General features: G+C 40.5%; 13 protein-coding genes. 12 read left to right on the forward strand and 1 reads right to left on the reverse strand.

Going from position 1 to position 20,052, the window contains the following annotated elements; translation table 11 throughout:
• The first annotated feature begins 108 nt into the window (after window positions 1–108).
• The 3 genes from BHV83_RS05900 to BHV83_RS05910 are packed head-to-tail and all read left to right on the forward strand — an operon-like array spanning window position 109 to window position 5,051.
• Complete coding sequence (locus BHV83_RS05900; protein ID WP_286756827.1) at window positions 109–1,791, forward strand: hypothetical protein; 1,683 nt, start codon at window positions 109–111, stop codon at window positions 1,789–1,791.
• On the forward strand, window positions 1,778–3,211 hold the full coding sequence (locus tag BHV83_RS05905) for a DUF3863 domain-containing protein (protein WP_353743774.1): 1,434 nt from the start codon (window positions 1,778–1,780) through the stop codon (window positions 3,209–3,211). The genes BHV83_RS05900 and BHV83_RS05905 overlap by 14 nt, the downstream gene beginning before the upstream one ends.
• A 7-nt stretch (window positions 3,212–3,218) precedes the next feature.
• The gene (locus BHV83_RS05910) at window positions 3,219–5,051 is read left to right on the forward strand and encodes a glycoside hydrolase family 2 protein (RefSeq protein ID WP_286756830.1); all 1,833 of its coding nucleotides are present in this window, start codon (window positions 3,219–3,221) and stop codon (window positions 5,049–5,051) included.
• Between the two features lie 414 nt (window positions 5,052–5,465).
• Here the strand turns inward: BHV83_RS05910 and BHV83_RS05915 are convergent, their stop codons facing one another.
• Window positions 5,466–7,322 (reverse strand): glycoside hydrolase family 2 TIM barrel-domain containing protein, encoded by a 1,857-nt coding sequence (locus BHV83_RS05915; protein WP_008773088.1) that lies wholly within the window; start codon window positions 7,320–7,322, stop codon window positions 5,466–5,468.
• A gap of 276 nt (window positions 7,323–7,598) precedes the next feature.
• Here BHV83_RS05915 and BHV83_RS05920 point away from each other — a divergent pair, with 276 nt between their 5' ends.
• From BHV83_RS05920 to BHV83_RS05960, 9 genes are all read left to right on the forward strand, one after another.
• The gene (locus BHV83_RS05920) at window positions 7,599–8,744 is read left to right on the forward strand and encodes a glycerate kinase (RefSeq protein ID WP_022193065.1); all 1,146 of its coding nucleotides are present in this window, start codon (window positions 7,599–7,601) and stop codon (window positions 8,742–8,744) included.
• A 131-nt stretch (window positions 8,745–8,875) separates the two neighbouring features.
• The gene (locus BHV83_RS05925) at window positions 8,876–10,087 is read left to right on the forward strand and encodes a DUF418 domain-containing protein (RefSeq protein ID WP_121962574.1); all 1,212 of its coding nucleotides are present in this window, start codon (window positions 8,876–8,878) and stop codon (window positions 10,085–10,087) included.
• A 326-nt stretch (window positions 10,088–10,413) separates the two neighbouring features.
• Window positions 10,414–11,004, forward strand: a complete 591-nt coding sequence (locus tag BHV83_RS05930) for an RNA polymerase sigma-70 factor (protein WP_008773085.1) — start codon at window positions 10,414–10,416, stop codon at window positions 11,002–11,004.
• Between the two features lie 80 nt (window positions 11,005–11,084).
• Complete coding sequence (locus BHV83_RS05935) at window positions 11,085–12,008, forward strand: FecR family protein (RefSeq protein WP_196007061.1); 924 nt, start codon at window positions 11,085–11,087, stop codon at window positions 12,006–12,008.
• A gap of 132 nt (window positions 12,009–12,140) precedes the next feature.
• Window positions 12,141–15,551 carry a TonB-dependent receptor gene (locus BHV83_RS05940; protein ID WP_230319828.1) on the forward strand — a complete coding sequence of 1,137 codons (3,411 nt, stop codon included), beginning with the start codon at window positions 12,141–12,143 and terminating at the stop codon, window positions 15,549–15,551.
• A gap of 11 nt (window positions 15,552–15,562) precedes the next feature.
• Window positions 15,563–17,077 carry a RagB/SusD family nutrient uptake outer membrane protein gene (locus BHV83_RS05945; protein ID WP_008773082.1) on the forward strand — a complete coding sequence of 505 codons (1,515 nt, stop codon included), beginning with the start codon at window positions 15,563–15,565 and terminating at the stop codon, window positions 17,075–17,077.
• A gap of 15 nt (window positions 17,078–17,092) precedes the next feature.
• Window positions 17,093–17,923 (forward strand): metallophosphoesterase, encoded by an 831-nt coding sequence (locus BHV83_RS05950; protein WP_005860151.1) that lies wholly within the window; start codon window positions 17,093–17,095, stop codon window positions 17,921–17,923.
• A 227-nt stretch (window positions 17,924–18,150) separates the two neighbouring features.
• Window positions 18,151–18,729, forward strand: a complete 579-nt coding sequence (locus BHV83_RS05955; RefSeq protein WP_008773081.1) for an RNA polymerase sigma factor — start codon at window positions 18,151–18,153, stop codon at window positions 18,727–18,729.
• A gap of 166 nt (window positions 18,730–18,895) precedes the next feature.
• Window positions 18,896–19,891 carry a FecR family protein gene (locus BHV83_RS05960; RefSeq protein ID WP_034531708.1) on the forward strand — a complete coding sequence of 332 codons (996 nt, stop codon included), beginning with the start codon at window positions 18,896–18,898 and terminating at the stop codon, window positions 19,889–19,891.
• Window positions 19,892–20,052 lie beyond the last annotated feature (161 nt).

Consider the following 20,052-nt stretch of genomic DNA (forward strand, 5'->3'; position numbering starts at 1 on the left):
TTTGCACCCTTGCGAAATGCCTTTTAGATTTCTAAAAATGATTTTACACCTGTGAAATGCCATTTCTAGAATATTTTATGAGAGTAAATGAATTTAAAATTGAATCGAATGTCATTCATAAAGAAGATAGGTCTTGTATGCTTTATCGTCTTCTGCTGTGCGGGATGCCGTAGCGCGGGAGAGAAACTGGTTGAGAGTGCGGCTGCTCCCCGTATTATCAACATCATCAATTTCATCCGCCAGACAGACTACCGGGTGGAGAACGCCGATAGCTTATTGTACGAGACGGTTTGTGAGCAAGTGAAATTGGTGAATAAATATGATTTACCGGCAACCTTCTTATTGCAGTACGATGCGTTGATCAACCCATTGTACCAAGATCTGTTGAAAAGTAAACTCAATGCCCATTCCGAGATCGGTGCTTGGTGGGAACTTACGCAACCGCAGATCGAGGCCGCCGGGATCAAGTGGCGTGGCGAGCATTCTTGGGTCTCGCACGCGAATATCGCTTTCAGCACCGGATATACGAAAGAAGAACGGGAGCGACTGGTGGATGTCTATATGGCGAAGTTCAAGGAGATATTCGGCACGTACCCGAAATCGGTCGGCTCTTGGTTTATCGACGCGCATACCTTGGGCTATATGTACGATAAATATAAGATCGTGGCGTCGTGCAACTGCAAGGACCAAGTGGGGACGGATGGTTATACCCTATGGGGTGGTTACTGGAACCAAGCCTATTACCCGAGCCGGGTAAACGCCTATATGCCGGCGCAGACCGAGGAGGGGCAAATCCCCGTTCCTATTTTCCGTATGCTGGGCAGTGATCCTATTTATCAGTATGATGATGGTCTGGGACAAGAGCGTCAAGGAGTGATCTCCTTGGAACCCGTGTATGAGAAGGCGGGCATGGATCGCCGCTGGGTGGATTATTTCTTGGAATCGATCGTGGATCAGCCTTGTCTGGCCTTCAATTATGCGCAAGCGGGACAGGAGAACTCTTTCACGTGGAGTAATATGAGCAAGGGACTGGAGATGCAGATCCCTATCTTGGACTCCTTGAGGAAGGAAAATAAGATCCGGGTGGAGACGCTGGGCGAATCCGGTGCGTGGTTCAAGGAATGCTTCAAGGTTACGCCGGCGACGGCTGTCACTACGTTGACGGATGTCCGTGGAGAAGGCAATAAGACGGTCTGGTTTAACAGCCGTTATTATCGGGCGAACTTATTGTGGGAGAAGGGAACGTTCCGCTTTAGGGATATCCATCTTTTCGACGAGAGCTATAAGTCGGCTTATCTGGAAAAGCCCGGAGACGGGAACCAGTTCCTATTCTATACGTTGCCCGTCGTGGACGGATTCATGTGGAGCGAGGGACTCGATCGTGCCGGGCTTCGGATCGTCCGATTAGACAAGGATGGAGATAAGGAGGAACTTACCTTGGACCATCCGGTAGTGACGGAGATAGGCAAGGATACCTTGGTAGTTTCCGCCGAAGACTCAAAAGGCCATGCTTTCAAGATCACCTTCTATGAGACCCGCTTCGAGGTAGTCGCTCTATCAAAGGAGGAGGACTTCTTATGGGCTTTAGAGCTAAAGGCCGCGGCAGGGAAGGAGTTACCTTTCACCGTTATAGAGGATAAGGCGGTCAACGCTAGCTTCGATGGTTTTAACTACGTGATCACCTGCGAGAAAGGCCATATAAGGAAACCTGAATCTGGTTCGGATTATGTCTTTAGGATGTTTCCGTCGGATCAGGAAATAGTAATAGATTGTACAAATGCGAGAAAGTAATATGAATATATCAGTTTGGAGAAAATGGGCGATCGTATGGATGGTCTCTGTGCTCAGTGGTTTTCAATTAAGGGCGGCGGATCCTGTGGTCGTCCCGGCGAATACGGAACCGCTGACGATAGAAGGAAATCGTTTTGTCACCTTATGTATCATGATACGTACGACGCCTTGGGAAGTCTCCCGGGATGTCAAGTTACATCCCCGCGATGAGGTGGATTGGCATACGCTTGAGGGAGTGCGGGCCTTGCGGGAGGCTTTCGCCACGAATAACCCGAACGGTCGTCTTACATGGGGATTCACGATGAATGCCTTGGAGGACGGACGGAAGAATTACCGGGAGATCCGTGATTATGTAGTGGAGTGCCAAAAGAAATATGGGGATGAGGTTACTTATTTCCCCGGTTATTTTCCTGCGATGTATCTACCCCGTGAGCGGGTAAACCGTGAGATGTCGGAGGCGATAGAGATCATTTCTAAAATGGTAGGAAATGGTTATCGTCCGCAGTCAATTATGGGAGGTTTCTTATCGGCCGATAATTTGAGATATTTGGCGGAGAAAGAGAACATCCATGTGGCGCACGCCGTGATCTGGAGCCAGCATAATATAGACGGTGGTGGTGCTGACGGTTCTCCTTCTTATCCTTTCTATCCCTCGACGGAACACTTTTGCAAGCCGGCGCAGGGAAAAAGCGATTTCATCGATTGCGTGAATCTGGATGGCTGGACGATGGACTTTATCTGTGCCCGCCGTAGCGGACAGACCGGACATGGTATCGATGGATACAACAGCCGTAGAGGTGTCGGCCCGATCGAGACGTACAAAGGTTGGGGGCTCGACTTGGGGCATCGTGAGGTGATGCACACGGAAGCGATTCACTTTGATAAAGGTCTTGAGTTGAATGGCTTTGGCTGGGTCGCCAATATCTGGGAGGCGCAGATGGTACATGAGTTCGGGAAGGATCTCATCTGTGATGCCATGAAGATGTGGGTAACGGGTACCAAGGAACGCTGGCCGGATACTCATTTCGTTACGTTCGGAGAATTTGGCGAACTTTGGAGAAAACAATATAAATCGAACGACGACTGGAACTATCGCTTCGTAGAACGTGGCTCTGGTTTGGGAGACTCTTATAATAATTTGGAGATAAAATGGTTTATGAATAAGGAATTCCGCTTGGCCTTATTACGTGATTGGCATACGAAAAATTCCCCGGCTTACGTCATCGACTTTACCCGTTATGATTTGCAAGCCCATGAACCTGCCGATCCCAGCCCGGAGAAACCGGCTAAGGATTGGAGCTTGATCAACAAAATCAATCAAAAAGCCCTCCGTCCGCAAGATAAGCCGGTCTTGATCGATAAGTTGGAGAAAGAAGATCAAGATTTGATCCGGAAATATTATCCGGAATTACTTAAATAGTTGGTTTATGAAAAAGATTACCGTTGTTTGTTTAGCTCTTTGCTCCTTTCTTTTTGGGGGAGGTCTCTTCTCCGTAAAGGCGCAAATCCTAGAGAAGTTCACATTGCCTACCTCATGGACAGAGGAGGCATTGAAGGCTGAGATTCCTTTACCGGAATATCCGCGTCCACAGATGGCACGTTCGGAATGGTTGAATCTGAATGGTATATGGGATTATATGGGAGGAAAAGACCTGCTTGATCCTGTTACGGCAACCACCCCTCCAGTCTTTCCCGCGAAAGTAGAAAAGATACGTGTGCCGTATCCTCCTGAATCGGAATTATCCGGTATAGCCCGTGGGGGTGATACTTGCCTGTGGTATAAGCGTAGCTTCTCTGTTCCTCAAGCATGGAAGGGCAGGAATGTATTGTTGAATTTTGGGGCTGTAGATCGGATCTCGTCTGTGTTTGTCAACGGTAAGAAGGTGGGTACCCATACGGGAGGGTACGATGCTTTTAGTTTAAATATTACTGATTATTTGAAATCCGGTGAAAATGTCCTTGTGGTAGGTGCTTATGATCCTAACGACGGCCGGGCCGCTTCGGGCAAGAACGGCTCACGTGGAGATTATATTTTTACCTCCGGTATCTGGCAAACCGTTTGGCTTGAACCGGTAGAGAAACAATATATTTCTCAGATTAAGCTTGTTCCCGATTTAAAAAATAATCGGTTGGAAGTAATTGCTTATACGGAGGATAAGGAGTTAAAGGTAACGGCTATCGCGGATAATGGTACTTCAGAGGTGGCAAGAACCGAAGGAAATTCCAATATGAGTTTTTACTTGCCTATCCGGGAACCCCGTCTATGGAGTCCAGATGATCCTTTCTTGTATGGTTTGAAATTGCAGTTGAAAGATCGAAAGGGTGAGATAATAGATGAGGTATCTTCTTATTTTGGTATGCGTTCTGTTAGTATGGGAAAGGTAGATGGTGTGCTTCGGCCTTTATTGAACGGGGAGTTTGTTTTCCATATCGGTCTTTTAGATCAAGGTTATTGGCCCGATGGCGCATTTACTGCTCCTACCGACAAGGCTTTGTTGTATGATATAGAACTGGCGAAACGTGCGGGTTTTAATGTAATACGCAAGCATATCAAAGTAGAGCCTCAACGTTGGTATTATCATTGTGACAGGCTTGGCTTGATGGTTTGGCAAGATATGCCGAATCTTTGGGAGCCGGATGGTGAGGATTCCGTGGCGGTTCGTAAACAGTTCCGTGACGAATTGAAAGTGATGATCGACCAACACGTCAGCTCGCCTGCTATCGTGATGTGGGTCCCGTTTAATGAGAATTGGGGAGCCTTTGAAGCGACAGACATCACAGCTTGGGTGAAAAAGTACGATCCGAATCGTTGGGTAAACGGTATGTCGGGATATAATTACGCTCCGGGCTATCGTAATGCTTATGGAGATCCCGGAAATGGAGATTTCGTGGATATGCATCATTATGGCAAGATCGAGCCTAAGGCGATCCCCCGTCCCGATGATAAACGTGCCGCATCTCTTGGCGAATTCGGAGGAAAAGGTCTATTTGTGCGTGGGCATATGTGGCCTGTACGCAATGACGCTTATGAGATGATGTTGAATAGAGAAATCTTGACTGATACCTATGTATTAATGCTTACCGAGCTAGAGCAGATGATAAACTATTTCGGACTAAGCACGGCCATCTATACGCAGACTACAGATGTGGAACATGAGATAAACGGCTTGGTCACTTATGACCGAAAGGTGGAAAAGATGGATCTGGAGAAAGTTAAGTACATCAATCAGGAAGTTATAAGATGTACAAGAAAAAAGTAGCATATCCTCTAAAATGTTGATAATTAAAGAATACGGGATTCATTGGTGAGTTCCGTATTTTTTTATTTTGTAAGTAAAGAGCTAATATTTTTCCCTTTTGTCTTAAAATATTTGAGCTGGTGATAATTGCAAATGAATATGAAAAAACTTAGAGCATAGATTGTACGGAACCGCAGGTCATTACTGAGAAGGTGGTGGAGTTCGAGGAGAATCTGTTGATAAATAATGTTGTGCTATTCAAAATTAACCAAACGAAAGTAGATACTTATCAAGGTTATTTATTTTATTTATTAAATTTTTGAGATAAAGATAAATATGTAATCTGTAAAAATTAAGGGACGTATCCATGTGGATACGTCCCTGATAAAATTTGGTTGTTACATATTGACTGTCCCTCGTACTAAGATCATGATGTTATTCTACCTTCGGGGTTTGGCTGAAGATATCATGAATACGCTTCATGTCGAATTTTGGCGTACGGTCATAATAATAGATACCGTTTTGCTCTTGTTCCACATCAGTCAACTGTGTATAGCAATATCCCCAGATATCCTTCGAAAGAGATAGGACAGCGTTAACTTGCCCCTCCAAACGTTTGTAAAACTCTTCTAAAGAATGGGGGGGCTCTCCATATCCCCAAGATGTATTTTGGGCACTTTCCATCTGTTGTGACGGGTTCCATTTTATACCGCCAAACTCATCAACTAAATAAGGCATATCTTTTTTATATTCCGGGAATTGGTATTGGTCTGTATATTTCAGGCCGTTGAAACCGATATTTTTCGGCATCAATTGTATTTCCCATTTTGGGGTGACAAATAGTTTACCGTCATTATACAGTTGCTTTTTCAATTCTTCCGGATTTTGCTCGTAATTGTGGATTGTCCAGATATCGGTAGCGATGTGTACACCACCGCTGGTACCGTGGAAAGGACGCGTCGGGTCTATCATTTTCGTTAGGTTATACAGGTCGTGCATCAGGCGCGGATATTGTATGCGATCAGGCCAGAACTCCTCGTTTGTAGGTGTCCAGATAAGAAGGGAAGGATGGTTACGGTCACGTTCTACGATTTCGGTCCATTCAGTTATGAAATTCCGGGCGGTTTCCGTATCATTGCAATCCATTCCCCAACTGGAAGCTTCCCCCCATGTAAGATAGCCCATCTTATCCGCCCAATAATAGAAACGTTCCTCGAATACTTTCTGATGGAGGCGGGCACCATTAAAGCCGGCCGCCATGGAGAGTTCGATGTCATGCTTTAACGCCTCGTCGCTAGGAGCCGTCCAAATTCCATCGGGATAGAATCCTTGATCAAGTACCAAGCGTTGGTAATAAGGTTTGTTGTTCAGATAAATCTTATTGCCTTCGATATGTACCTTACGCATACCTGTATAGCTTCTTACCTCATCTACTACCTTCCCGTTCTTATCTATTACTTTGTATTCCAAGTCGTACAGAAAAGGGTTTTCCGGACTCCATGTTTTCATTTTCTTGATGGGTAGAATAGCAGAAGATAAGGAGCTTGCCGTAATGGTTTGGCTGGCTACTATTTTACCGTTGTCTTTTACGGTTACTTGCAATTTACCTCCTAGTTCCTTATAGAAACGAGGACGCACAACCAATTGTTGTTGGTCTATATCTGTCAGCAACTGCACGGATTGCAATCCTTCCGGATGGACAGCCTCCATCCAAACCGTTTGCCAAATACCTGTGGTCCGGGTATAATTACAGGCGTAGGATTCAAATTGTAGGTTTTGTTTTCCTGCCGGTTGTTTTGCGCTTCGTAGGTCACTTTCTACATATACGACTAGGCTATGTGTCTTTCCTGGTGTTACCAAGGAGGTGATATCTACTGCGAAAGAAGAGGTTCCGCCAAAATGGCGATTGGCTAAGACTCCATCAATGTATATTTCCGATTTATAATAAACAGCTCCAAAGTTAAGTCTTATATTCTTTCCATTCCATTCTTGTGGGATCGTGATAGGACGCTGATACCAGAAATGTTGAATGAAATCCGTGTATTTTACGCCGGATAACTTACTTTCCGGGCAGAAAGGCACTGTGATCTTTTGGTCAAAACCGTTCGATTTATAGAACTCCCGTTCCATTCCGGTACCTCCGAAATCGAATGAGCAAGTCCATTCTCCGTTCAAATTTACCCAATCCATGCGTTCAAATTGTGGACGGGGATATTCGGGACGTGGGATAGACCATAAAGCGGTGATGCACCAAAACAGTAAGAATGTAGTAATGTTCAATTTTTGTTTCATAATGTATAATTGTATTATAATAAATGCAAAAATAAAAATTTGAATACTATTAGACAAATTCTTGAAAGACTATGAAGGGTAACCGCATTAAAATGTCACTTTTAGTTTTTTTGTCGCAGGAGATATACTTATTTTGTCACAGGAGATAACTTACTTTGCCAATGAAGTATATCTTCTCTACCCAAGTAAGTAGTACTTCATTTGATTTAAAATCTATATATTGGGGCATCTTGAAGGAATTGATTTATTTTATTATATGTGTAAAAAGGAGATTAAATGAGAAAAATTGTTGTTGCTTCCGATTCATTTAAAGGCTCAGTATCTTCGATTGAAGTGGCTGAATGTGCCGAGTTGGCGATCCATAAGGTTTTTCCGGATTGCGAGGTCGTGAAAATCCCGGTTGGGGATGGGGGAGAAGGTACCGTGGAGACTTTGATTACGGCGATGGGTGGAGAAGCCGTATCTTGTGTCGTACATGATCCGTTGATGAGGCCGGTCGAGGCTACTTATGGGATACTGGGGGATAATCGTACGGCGGTTATCGAGATGGCGACAGCGAGTGGCCTTACGTTAGTGCCTGTGTCGGAGCGTAATCCATTGAGAACAACGACATATGGAACCGGAGAGTTGATAAAAGACGCTATGGAGCGTGGCTGCCGGAATTTCTTAATAGGAATAGGGGGAAGCGCGACGAATGACGGAGGAACCGGTATGTTGCAGGCCTTGGGTTTTCGTTTTCTTGATAGAGACGGGAATGAGCTGGAATTGGGTGGGCAGATCCTTAATCGGATTTATGAGATCGATTGTTCAAGGGCATTATCGCAATTGCGGGAAACTTCATTTACCATAGCCTGCGATGTGAATAACCCTTTTTATGGTGAGAAAGGGGCGGCGTATGTCTTTGCCCGCCAAAAGGGAGCGGATGACGCTATGGTCCGTTTGCTGGATGAGGGCTTGCGAAATTTTGCGGAAGTCATAAAAAGAACGGGACGAATAAAGATAGACGACATTCCGGGTGCGGGAGCCGCAGGTGGTTTAGGTGGAGGATTTGTCGCTTTCCTAAAGGCTGAACTTAAACCCGGTATCCGGATGGTTCTGGATGCCTTGCGTTTTGATGAATGTATACGGGGGGCGGATCTAATTATTACGGGAGAAGGTAAACTGGATAAACAGACTTGCATGGGAAAGACCCCATTCGGAGTGTTGCAGGCAGGTGTGAGACAGGATATCCCGGTTATCGTAATGGGTGGTTCCGTAGAGGAGGTAGAGGCGCTTAATAAATCTGGGTTTCTGGCAGTCTTGCCACTTCTTCCTTATCCGGTTTCCTTGGAGCAGGCGATGGACAAGGATTTCACCTGCCGGAATATTGGGCGTGCCTTGGAACAACAATTGCGTGTAATCCAATACTATATGAATCATTAACATAGGGATATTCGTGATAAGGTATATTGTTTTCGTTTTGGAGTTTGGAGGTATTGCGGTGTTTAGTGCCACCATTTACTTTCGTGTTATCAAACTTGAAAAAACGAATAAGAATAAAAATTATTACGGATATGGAAATGAATAAGACACTTGCTTCGTCCGGTGGACGTATTACGGTAATCGACGCTCTGCGTGGCTTCTCCTTGATTGGTATTTGCTTGATTCATGGGATGCAGCATTTTGGCGCTATGGGGACGATGGCTCCCCAAGCCATGTTCCCTTGGGAAGGGACGCTGGATGAGATTTTTCGGTGGTTTATTAATTACTTGGTGTTCGGCAAGTTCTTCATTATATTTTCTTGCCTGTTTGGTTTGAGCTTCTTTATCCAGATGGATCGGGCAGCTCAAAAAGGTGTTGATTTCCGTCCTCGTTTTTTATGGCGATTGGTACTATTGCTGGTGATTGGTTTTGTTCATGGTTTATTAGTCCGTGTAGATATTTTGTTGGTGTATGCGTTGCTTGGTTTTGTATTGGTATTGATGTATAAATGGCCTACTAAATTATTGGTGGGAATCACCCTTTTCCTTTTCTTGGGCGGTGCCTCGCTAATTCCCGTAGCGTATAAGGCTGTAACGGCTCCTGCCGTCGAGCAAGTGGTGGAGAGACCGGCTGCCGCACCTATCGCTCGTGCTGAGGCTCCCCGGCGAGTCCCGACATTAGCCGAGACCATTGAGAACAACGCTTGGGACGGATTGGTAGGAAAAATGAATTTCCAGTTTGCCAGCGGTCGTATCTATCTGACCTTGGGATTGTTTATCCTCGGATTTATCGTAGGCCGAATCCGCTTGTTCCAACGCATGGATGAGTTCCGTAGCCGTTTGAATTACGGGGCGTTGGTCGCGTTGGTTTTAATCGGCTTGTTGTATCTGCTAAAACCTTATATACCTGCCGCATCTTGGCGTGAGGTCTCTATCAATGCGTGGATGGGTGCTACGACAACTAACTTGATTAATCTGATGACGGCTTATCTGTGGGTGGTGTTGGTCTTAGAGGCTTACCGCTCGGTAAAAGTTCAAAATGCCATGAAACCATTGGTTAGCTATGGGCGTATGGGATTGACAAACTATATCGTACAATCCGTGACCGGTGTCTTTATTTTCTCCGGTTTTGGCTTGGATTGGAGCCATTTGGGTGTTTTCCAGAGTGTATTGGTCTGCCTTGGATTTACGGCTATACAGATAGCCTTTAGCCAATATTGGCTGTCGGGCTTGCGCTACGGCCCGATGGAGTGGTTATGGCGGACCGGCACGTATATGAGATGGCAACCCATCCGTTTGGGTTAAGCCGGAAAGCTTTGTTCTCAATACAAATTCCGTACAACAAGACCATTGATGAGTCTAGTGTATAAAATGCTAAAAATCAGAGTCAAAAAAGCACGATGATCTTTCATCCAAAACACGTACGACTTTTTGAAAAAACATGTACGTGTTTTGGATGAAAGTCGTACGTGTTTGTCCCGAATCCTTCCACAGAAAACCAGAGCGCATATAAAAATCTACAAGAAGCTTCATTTAAACGGAACGGTAAATGAAAAAGCTGTGGATGGAAGATCGTATAATTAGAAATAATATTTTTAATTTTCATTTTAAAATCTCATCTTTGCGATGAGATGGATGTTAAGGAGCGGTTAATAGTGCAAAAATTACGAAATGGCGAGCAAGATGCTTATCGATATTTATATGATCGTCATTATGTGGTACTATGTCAATTTGCGAATGAGTTGGTTGGCGACCCATTTCTAGCGGAGACTATAGTTGGTGATGTGATATTTCATCTGTGGGAAATCCGTGAGACATTGGATATAAATAGCTCTCTTCGTGCTTATCTAATGCGGGCTGTGCGGAACCGCTGTTATAACCATATCTCATCAGAAAAGGAAAAGAAGGAAGTCCGTTTCTCGAAGATTGAGTCTGAGACCTTGGGGTGGGACGCTATGATACAATCGGATGAACAGCCGCTAGGTATATTACTTGAACGGGAGTTAGAGAAGGAGATCATAAAATCAATCGATAGTTTAGGCGATGAATGTAAACGAGTTTTTAGGAAAAGCCGTTTTGAGCATAAGAAAAATGAGGAAATCGCTACAGAGCTAGGAATTTCTGTCAATACGGTTAAATACCACATAAAGATGGCTTTAACCCGCCTACATCAAGATCTGAGGAAGTATCTGATCTTGTTGATATCATTTTTCTCCTTGTGAGGATGAAAAAATTGATGTTTCTCACTACCCCTTGAGGAGAAATAACTGTCTTATATATAAAAGCTGGATATTTAATCTATATGGAAGAAAAGAAATCACATACGAAAAACGAGCGATCATTACCTGATCATGAAGAACAAGAACTTTGGTTCTCTGCTTTGGTTGCCGATGATTCCTGTGCCTATAATGTCGATAAGGCGTTCGATCGTTTTGTTTCTCGTACCCAGCAAAAACGCCGTACGGTTTTCAATATTCCTAAAATCGTTTATGGTGCGGCAGCGGTTATCCTATTATTGATCGCTTCTACGATTTCCTATTGGTGGGGTGAGCGGCAATTACAGAACCAGTTTGCGGATATCTTGGTGGAAGCTCCTTTAGGGGCCAAGACCAAGCTGATTTTACCGGATAGTACATTGGTCTGGTTAAACGCTGGCTCAAAGATCGTATATTCGCAAGGTTTTGGGGTGAAAGACCGCCATCTTCGGCTGAATGGAGAGGCTTATTTTGAGGTGAGGAAAAATGAGAAGTTACCTTTTGATGTAATGACGAAAGAGTTGAATGTAAAAGTATTGGGTACTAAATTCAACTTCCGGAATTATGACGAGGACGAAGAGGTAACCGTGAATCTGTTGGAAGGAAAAGTTCAGCTGGAGAATTATGTGAAGAAGATGGGGATAAACTACTTGTCTCCTTCAGAGAAGGTTACCTTGAATAAACTTACCGGGGAAATGATTATAAGCCGGGCGGAAGTGAAAAATGCTAAGGAATGGACGAATGGCGGACTTTTCTTCGATGAGATGCCTCTTTCTGACATCGTGAAAGAACTGAATCGTAGCTATAATGTGAAGATTCATATCGTGGATGAGCAATTGGCCCATAATCGCTTTTATGCGTTATTCAATAGAAAAGAACAGAGTATATATAATGTGTTAGATATTATAACTGCGACAAATCAAGTAAGATATAAAGTGGAAAGTGATAGTATTCTGCTTTATGCGAAGTGATAAATAATTGTTTAACCTTAAAATTGTTTTAATATGGAGTATATGGAAGGAGATTAAAAAGGAGTAACAGGATCATAAAAGGAATCGGAGAATGGGCTAGATCCTCCGACTCATAAATCCTCAAATTACATTATGCAAATGATCTGGATGAGGATTACAAATGTAATCAATCCTCTGAAAGGTCATCATCAATCACAAGTTAAATTACTAAAAATTAAGCTATTTATGAAAGTTGTAAAAAAGGCCATTTATGTGGCTGTAGCTTTGTTTTGCTTAAATCTAACTGTTAGTGCTCAGAGTATAACCTTGAAGGTGAGCAATATAACAGTAAAGCAAGCGATGGATGAGCTGAAGAGTAGGAGCGGCTACTCATTTGTATTCTCGTCTGCGGACGTGGATACAGGGAAGAAAGTATCTGTGTCTGCTGAGAATCAATCAGTCGATGCGGTAATCGAACAGATTCTGCGTGGTCAGGAGTTGACCTATGAGATAAGAGACAAGAATGTCATTATACGTAAGAAAACTTCAAGTATAAAGGAGACTTCTAAAAAAGCAATTGAAGTAATCGGTACTGTTTTGGATTCTAAGGGAGTACCTATTATAGGAGCTAATGTGGTTATAAAAGGTACAACAAATGGTACGATCTCTGATTTTGATGGAAATTTCTCTATACAAAATGTTCCAGCGAATGCCGTATTGATAGTTTCTTATATCGGATATGTAGATAAAGAAATAGCAGTAGGGGATGAATCTGTTATAAAAGTTATATTATCTGAGGATATGCAAGCTTTGGACGAGGTGGTCGTTGTTGGTTATGGCACTATGAAAAAAAGTGATTTAACTGGATCAATCTCAAATGTTAAATCGGATAAATTGCTAAATAGGCCAGTCACTAATATTACTCAATCTTTGCAAGGAAAAGTTGCGGGTGTTGAAGTATTCCAGAATTCAGGAGCACCAGGTGGACATGTAAGAATGAGAATAAGGGGTGATAATTCTATTAAATCATCAAATGAACCTTTGTATGTAGTTGATGGAATCATTGGGGTTACGAGTGAACTGCTGAATCCTAATGATGTAGAGTCAATAGAGGTTTTAAAGGATGCTTCAGCTACAGCTATTTACGGTGCTAGAGGTGCTAATGGAGTTGTGTTAGTTACTACTAAGCGAGGTCTGAAAGGTAAACCTATAGTTTCTTATGAAGGGTATATGGCTATTGGTACTCCTGCAAAGAAAATAGATGTCTTAAATTCTGAAGAATTCATGCAAGTTTATAATAGCTTATACGAAAATGCTAAGAAATATGATCCTAAAGGATATGAAGAAGGTAAATATGCAAATCGTAATCTCCCTTCAAATTATCCGAACTTGTTTGATGCAAATGGGAAACCTTTATATGATACAGATTGGCAAGATGAGGCATATCGAACCGCTATTTCCCATAATCACCAAATAAGTATGAGAGGAGGAACGGATAATACTACTTATGGCTTGTTTGTGTCTTATAAGGATGAAAATGGAATTATGTTAGAGTCTGGACTAAAGCGGTATAGTGGAAAGATAACATTGGATACAAAAGTCAAGGATTGGCTAACTGTTGGTGGTATGTTATCAGTTAATCAAGTTAATGAAAATAGAGTATTCACATTGACTGATACTGGAGCTGCGTCTCGTAGTGTCTTAGAGACTTTGCCTATAATCCCTGTTAAGTACCCGGATGGGACATGGGGAAGTAATAGGGATTGGCCGGGTACGGAGGACGACAATCCTGTTCGGCTTTTAAAAGAACGTTCAAGATTGTATTATACTACTCAATCAGTTGGTAATATTTATTTAGATTTCAAGATTATTAAAGATTTGTCATTACGTTCTAATATAGGTATAGAATTAATCAATATGAAGAATAATAGCTATACCGGAAAAGGTTTAAGAATTGCTACCAGCCAGCAGGGTATAGCATCTATTGAGGCTCAAAGACAGTATTATTGGCAGAATGAGAATTATTTTAATTATAATAAGACATTTGGAAAGTATCATCGGCTAAATGCAATGTTAGGACTGAGCTGGCAGCAAAAGTATAGTGAGAGAGTGCAGGCCCGTCATGAAAATTTCATGGATGATTTTTATCAGTGGCATAACTTAGGTGTCGGTACGGTAGTAAAGCCATCTTCTTCCAATGATTATAGATGGGGTCTAAATTCATATTTTGCGAGAGTAAATTATAACTATAAAGAAAAATATCTCTTAACTGTAACGGGCCGATATGATGGATCTTCTAAATTTGGAAAGAATAATAAGTATGCTTTTTTCCCATCTGCGGCTTTGGCTTGGAGAGTTTCAGAAGAATCATTTTTAAAGAGTAACGATGTTATTAGTAATTTAAAAATAAGAGCAAGTGTTGGTGTGACAGGAAATCAGGAAATTGGAGATTATGCTTTTGCGCAAAATATGGGTACATCTAATATTATTCTTGATAATAATTATGAAACAGGTTTATATCGTAACTCTTTTGGAAATCCTGATTTGAAGTGGGAAAAAACTATACAGGCAGATGCGGGATTTGATTTGTCCTTATTTAATAATCGCATAGAAGTTATTGCGGATTATTATCATAAAACTACGAAAGATCTATTACTGGATGCTCCTATTCCGTATAGCTCTGGACTAGAAACTGTCACGAAGAATATTGGGTCGATTAGAAATCAAGGTCTTGAGCTGACTTTAAATACGCATAATGTTAAAAATACAAATTTTAATTGGTATACAAATCTTAGCTGGTCTATGAATCGGAATAAAGTTTTGAAATTGGGAGTTAACGATGAAGACATTTTTCCGGGACCTTACCAAGGAGGTGAGATAACAGTATTAAGAGTTGGTAAGCCTATTGGAGCTTTTTGGGGCAAAGTTCGTATGGGAACATGGGGCGAGTCTGAAATAGAAGAGGCTAAGAAGTATGAGAGATTACCTGGTGATTTAAAGTATAAAGACTTGAATAATGATGGTAAGATCAATAATGAGGATGAGACAATAATTGGTTATAGTTCTCCTAAATGGGTTATGAATTTTTCGAATACGTTTGTTTATAAGAACCTTGATCTTACGGTAGATCTGAGAGTAGTCTTTGGGAATAAAGTATTTAATAGGACAAAAATGACTTTGGAGAACCGTTCTGGAATTGCTAATAGTTTAGCGTCGGTGTTAAACTGTTGGAGTCCACAAAATCAATCATCTATGATTGCGGAGCGACGTCCGACAACAGCCTATTTCGACTATATGCATGATGATTATCTAGTTGAAGATGGCTCATTTGTAAGAGGACAAAACATAATGCTTGGATATACATTCCCTAAGTCAGTAGTTTCTAAGTTGCGATTGCAAAATTTGAGAATATACGCTAGTGGGCAAAATGTATTCTGTATTACTAAATATAGTGGATATGATCCGGAAAGTACAACTTATGAAAATACTTTTGCGCAAGGGGTTGATTTCTTTACATATCCTAAACCTCGAACATTTACTTTTGGTGTTAATTTATCTTTTTAATTAGTAAATATATGAAAAGCACATATTTAATTATACTAAGTTCCTTATTCTTGTTGTCTTGTACAAATTTCTTAGATGAAGAATCAACAGGAACGATGTCTATTGATTCTAATTTATCAAGTGTAGAATCTTGTACGGCATTAGCGAATAGTACCTATGTTAATACGAATGTATTTGATGCTAATGAAGGCACATGGGGAGGAAATACGATTTGGCTTTTGGAATTCATGACAGGAAAAGTGAATTCTGAAGCTTCCCAAACTGAATTTCTGGATTTTAGAAATCTAACGTTAAACTCAAGAAGCCGATATATCGAAAAGTGGTGGGCTGATTGCTATGCGGGAATTGCTAAAGCAAATCTGGCGATAAAAAAGATACCAGAGTTTTCTGGCGTAGATAAGAATATACGTTCAAGACTTTTGGGGGAAGCCTATTTTATGAGAGCTTTGTATTATTTTTATTTAGTTAGAATATTTGGAGATTTGCCTAAAATAACAGAAGTACAATCAGAATTGGCAGAGTTATATATACCCCGTTCTCCAATAAAAGAGATCTATGATGAAATTATTATCCCAGATTTACTGAATGCGGAGCAGTCTTCCCTGCCAATTAAAGATGAAACAGGTAGAGTATCTATGGGGGCTGTGAAATCTTTATTAGCAGATGTTTATTTGACTTATGCTGGTTTTCCAGTTCAAGGTGGAAAAAAATATTATGCGGAGTCTGCAAAAAAGAGTTTAGAAGTGATGTCTTCTGGGGTATATAGTTTATATCCTGAATACTCTGATTTGAGACAACCTTCAAACAATAATAAGAAAGAATTTATTTTTCAAGTTCAATTTTCTATGGATAAGTCTCATAATGATATGATTCCAAAAGTCTTACCTCCTAAGTCTGATATATCAGCTTATTCAAGTGAATATGGATCACTTGTCCCAACTAAGGAATTTTATGAGAGTTTTAGAGAAAATGATAAGAGAGCACAGGAGCGGGAGTTCTTTTTTTCGTCGTATCCAGGCAATCCTAAAAAACTTCCGGCGGATTCTCCTAATCTAGAGAAAGTTGATTTTGGCGGATTTTATATTTATAAGTTTTTTGATGAGAATGCAATTGTTAATACTGCGAAATCAGATTTAAATTGGACACTTTATCGTTATGCTGATGTCTTGTTAATGTATGCGGAAGCTCAGGTTGAGGCTGATGGACACGCTAATAGTACTGCTTTAGAAGCTTTGAATTTGGTTCGTAGACGGGCAAAGTTGCCTGATTTTATGAATTCAAATAAAGAGGTATTTAAAGAAGCTGTATGGGATGAGCGCTATTTTGAACTTTGTTTTGAAGGAAAAATTTGGTTTGATATGGTTCGAACTCGTAAAATCCGTAATGACTTTAATGGAAAATATGAGAATTTTACAGAGTATACAACCGTATATGGTAAACGATATACTAACCAGTTCTTATTATTTCCTTTGCCTCAACGTGAGATGAATGCGAATACCGCATTAGTTCAGAATGAAGGTTATTAATTAAAATATTGTATTATGAGTAGATTATTTGTGTATTTAGTTGTTGCGATTTTTTGCATTACAAAAACTTTGGCTCAGTCTGAATCTTTTTATTTTATTCAATTATCAGACCCTCAGTTTGGAATGTTAGAAAAAAATAAGAGTTTCTCTCAAGAGACAATGATTATGGAAAAGGTTATTGCTGCGATCAATAATTTAAATCCTGCATTTGTGGTTATCACTGGCGATATGGTAAATGATGGTAAGGATCAAAAGCAAATTGATGAATTTAAGCGGGTTTGTAAATTGATAAAAAAAAGTATTCCTGTTTATGTGTTACCAGGAAATCATGATTTAAGTCAACAGTGTACAGACGAGTCTATTAGTAATTATATGGATGAATATGGTTATGATTGTTTTTCTTTTCAAGTGAATAATAGTTGTTTTATAGGATTGAATACACCTGTTATTTTTGCAAATCGAGAAGAAAAGGAAAAATCTCAACTGATTTGGTTGGAAAAGATTCTAGAGAATTCTCAGAAATGTAATCACCGTATTCTTTTCGGACATTATCCTTTCTTTGTGAAAGAATCCAATGAGGCAAACCGATATGAGAATATTCCCTTAGAAAAACGAAAAACATATTTAGATCTTATGAGTAAATATCGAGTAAGTAATATGTTTGCGGGACATTTACATTATAATGCAATGAGTTCTTATGAGGATTTCAATATAACAATAACGAATTCTATTTGTACTCCTTTGGGTAAAGATCGAATCGGCATTCGAATTATTAAGGTATATCCGGATAAGGTGGTTCATGACTATTATGATTTAGAGCAAATACCTTCTGATGTTGTTTTGTAATGGATAGTCTATAAAAAGAGGATGTATGAAGCATCCTCTTTTAGTATGAAGTCTGTCTTTGTGATCTCTATACATATTGATAGATAGTTCCTCTAAGTTAATTTGCACCTTATTGTCTTATAGCGCATTTTCCTCCTCACAAAATAAATTCTTAGGTAAAGTATCCAACAGTCATAGTTTTTGCTATTTTTGCCATATCTGATTACTTAAAAGGAGAAGGAAATAATATGATAGCAGATGAGAAAATTTTGTTGCGCCAACTAAAAGAAGGTTCACATCAAGCTTTCCAACGTCTGTATGAATCTTATTTCGATTTGTTTTATGGTTTTATTTTTCGTCTCACCCGGTCTCATGGACTTACAACGGAGGTTGTACAAATCGCATTTTCAAAAGTTTGGAATAGTCATACTCGAATTGTACCCGAAGAATCCTTTAAAGCATGGTTATTCAAGATTGGAAAAAATGAAGTGATCAATGCCATGAAAAAACAGTGGAATGATCCGCTATTTGTTGATTTCTTGTCTTATTGTGAGACTGAGTCTATGAGTGTAGAGCCAGATGACTCCTATGATTTCAATCAATTCAAGGCCGACTTGGCAATGGCAAAGCGAAAACTCACCTTTAGACAACGCCTCGTTTTTGAGCTTTATAACGAACAGGGGTTATCTGCTAAAGAAATAGCGGAACAATTACAGATTAATGAACAATCTGTTTACAACCATCTATCTAAAGCACTCGCTATCCTCCGGGATGAATTGCGGGTTTATGGATCTATGTTGCTGTATCTTCTTTTGTTAAGAATGTAATATTCGCACTTACCTCGATTTATTCCTATTTTACGATAGGCTACGGTTCTGTAAGCTTAGAACTAAGTTCTTATTAATTTGACGATGTGTTGTAGAACATGTCTTTTATTAGAGTAGTAATTTATAATCTCATTGTATTACCTTATAGAAAATAAGAAATCATGCTATGCTGAATGAATTACTACATAAATATTTATATAAACAGCCTTCTAAAGATGATGCCCGATCGATCAAGCGATGGATTGACACTGCTTCTGAGCCGGAAATAGAACAGGTCCTTCTTCAAGAATGGGAAAAACATACGGTATCTGAACCCCGTAATTGGCAAGCCTATTATGCCGTAACCGGGCAATTGAGATCAATTTTCAATAGCCATCGAATAAAGAAAACATATCAGCATTCTTTAATCAATCATGTTATCAAAATTGCGGCAATCTTGCTTATTCCATTATTATTAGCGACAGGGATTTATTATGTGACAAAGCAATATCAGTATAAAATCTATGCTTCTACACAATATCGGATGGAGACAGGAAAGGGTGAACGGGCCACTTTAGTTTTACCCGATGGCACAAAAGTCTCTTTAAATAGTGAGAGTTCTTTTACCTATCCGGCCTCTTTCGGAAAGACTGATAGAAATGTGCATTTGGAAGGTGAAGCCTACTTTGAGGTCGCACACGATGAAGAGTTACCATTTATTGTCCAAGCCAAGCAAACATATGTGAAAGTATTAGGTACAACTTTTAATATACATACTTTTCCTGATGATGATTGGATAGAGACTGCTCTTGTAAATGGTAAAGTTGAATTTTATGAGATAGACAATCCGGATAACCGGATAACATTATTCCCGGATCAAACAGCTCGATTTAATACGATTACCCATCAATTTGAGCGAAATACGATAGAGCAACGGTTGGCAACAGCTTGGAAGCGGGGTGAAATTATATTCCGGTCGGCATCATGGCCTGAGATTATTGAGCGAATATCACATTATTATGGAATTGAAATCGACCAAGAGACCACAAAGGTTCCCGAAGAACGATTCACTGGAAGTTTCTTGCATGAGGATGTAAATAACGTATTACGGAACTTACAGGTACATTACCATTTCACCTATACAAAAACAGGAAATCATATTAAAATAAAATTCAAAAAGTGAATAGAGAGTAGTTAACCTTTGTATAATCAAAAAATCACGCCTATGGACAACACTAGTTAAAAGAGAAAAAACAGCTGAAGAATGTGCGAGATTCTCCAGCTGAATATAGGGTATTACCCTATTGAGTAAATTATCCGCTGCCTAGGCAGCAAAAAATTAAC

The organism is Parabacteroides sp. merdae-related_45_40, assembly GCF_001915675.1.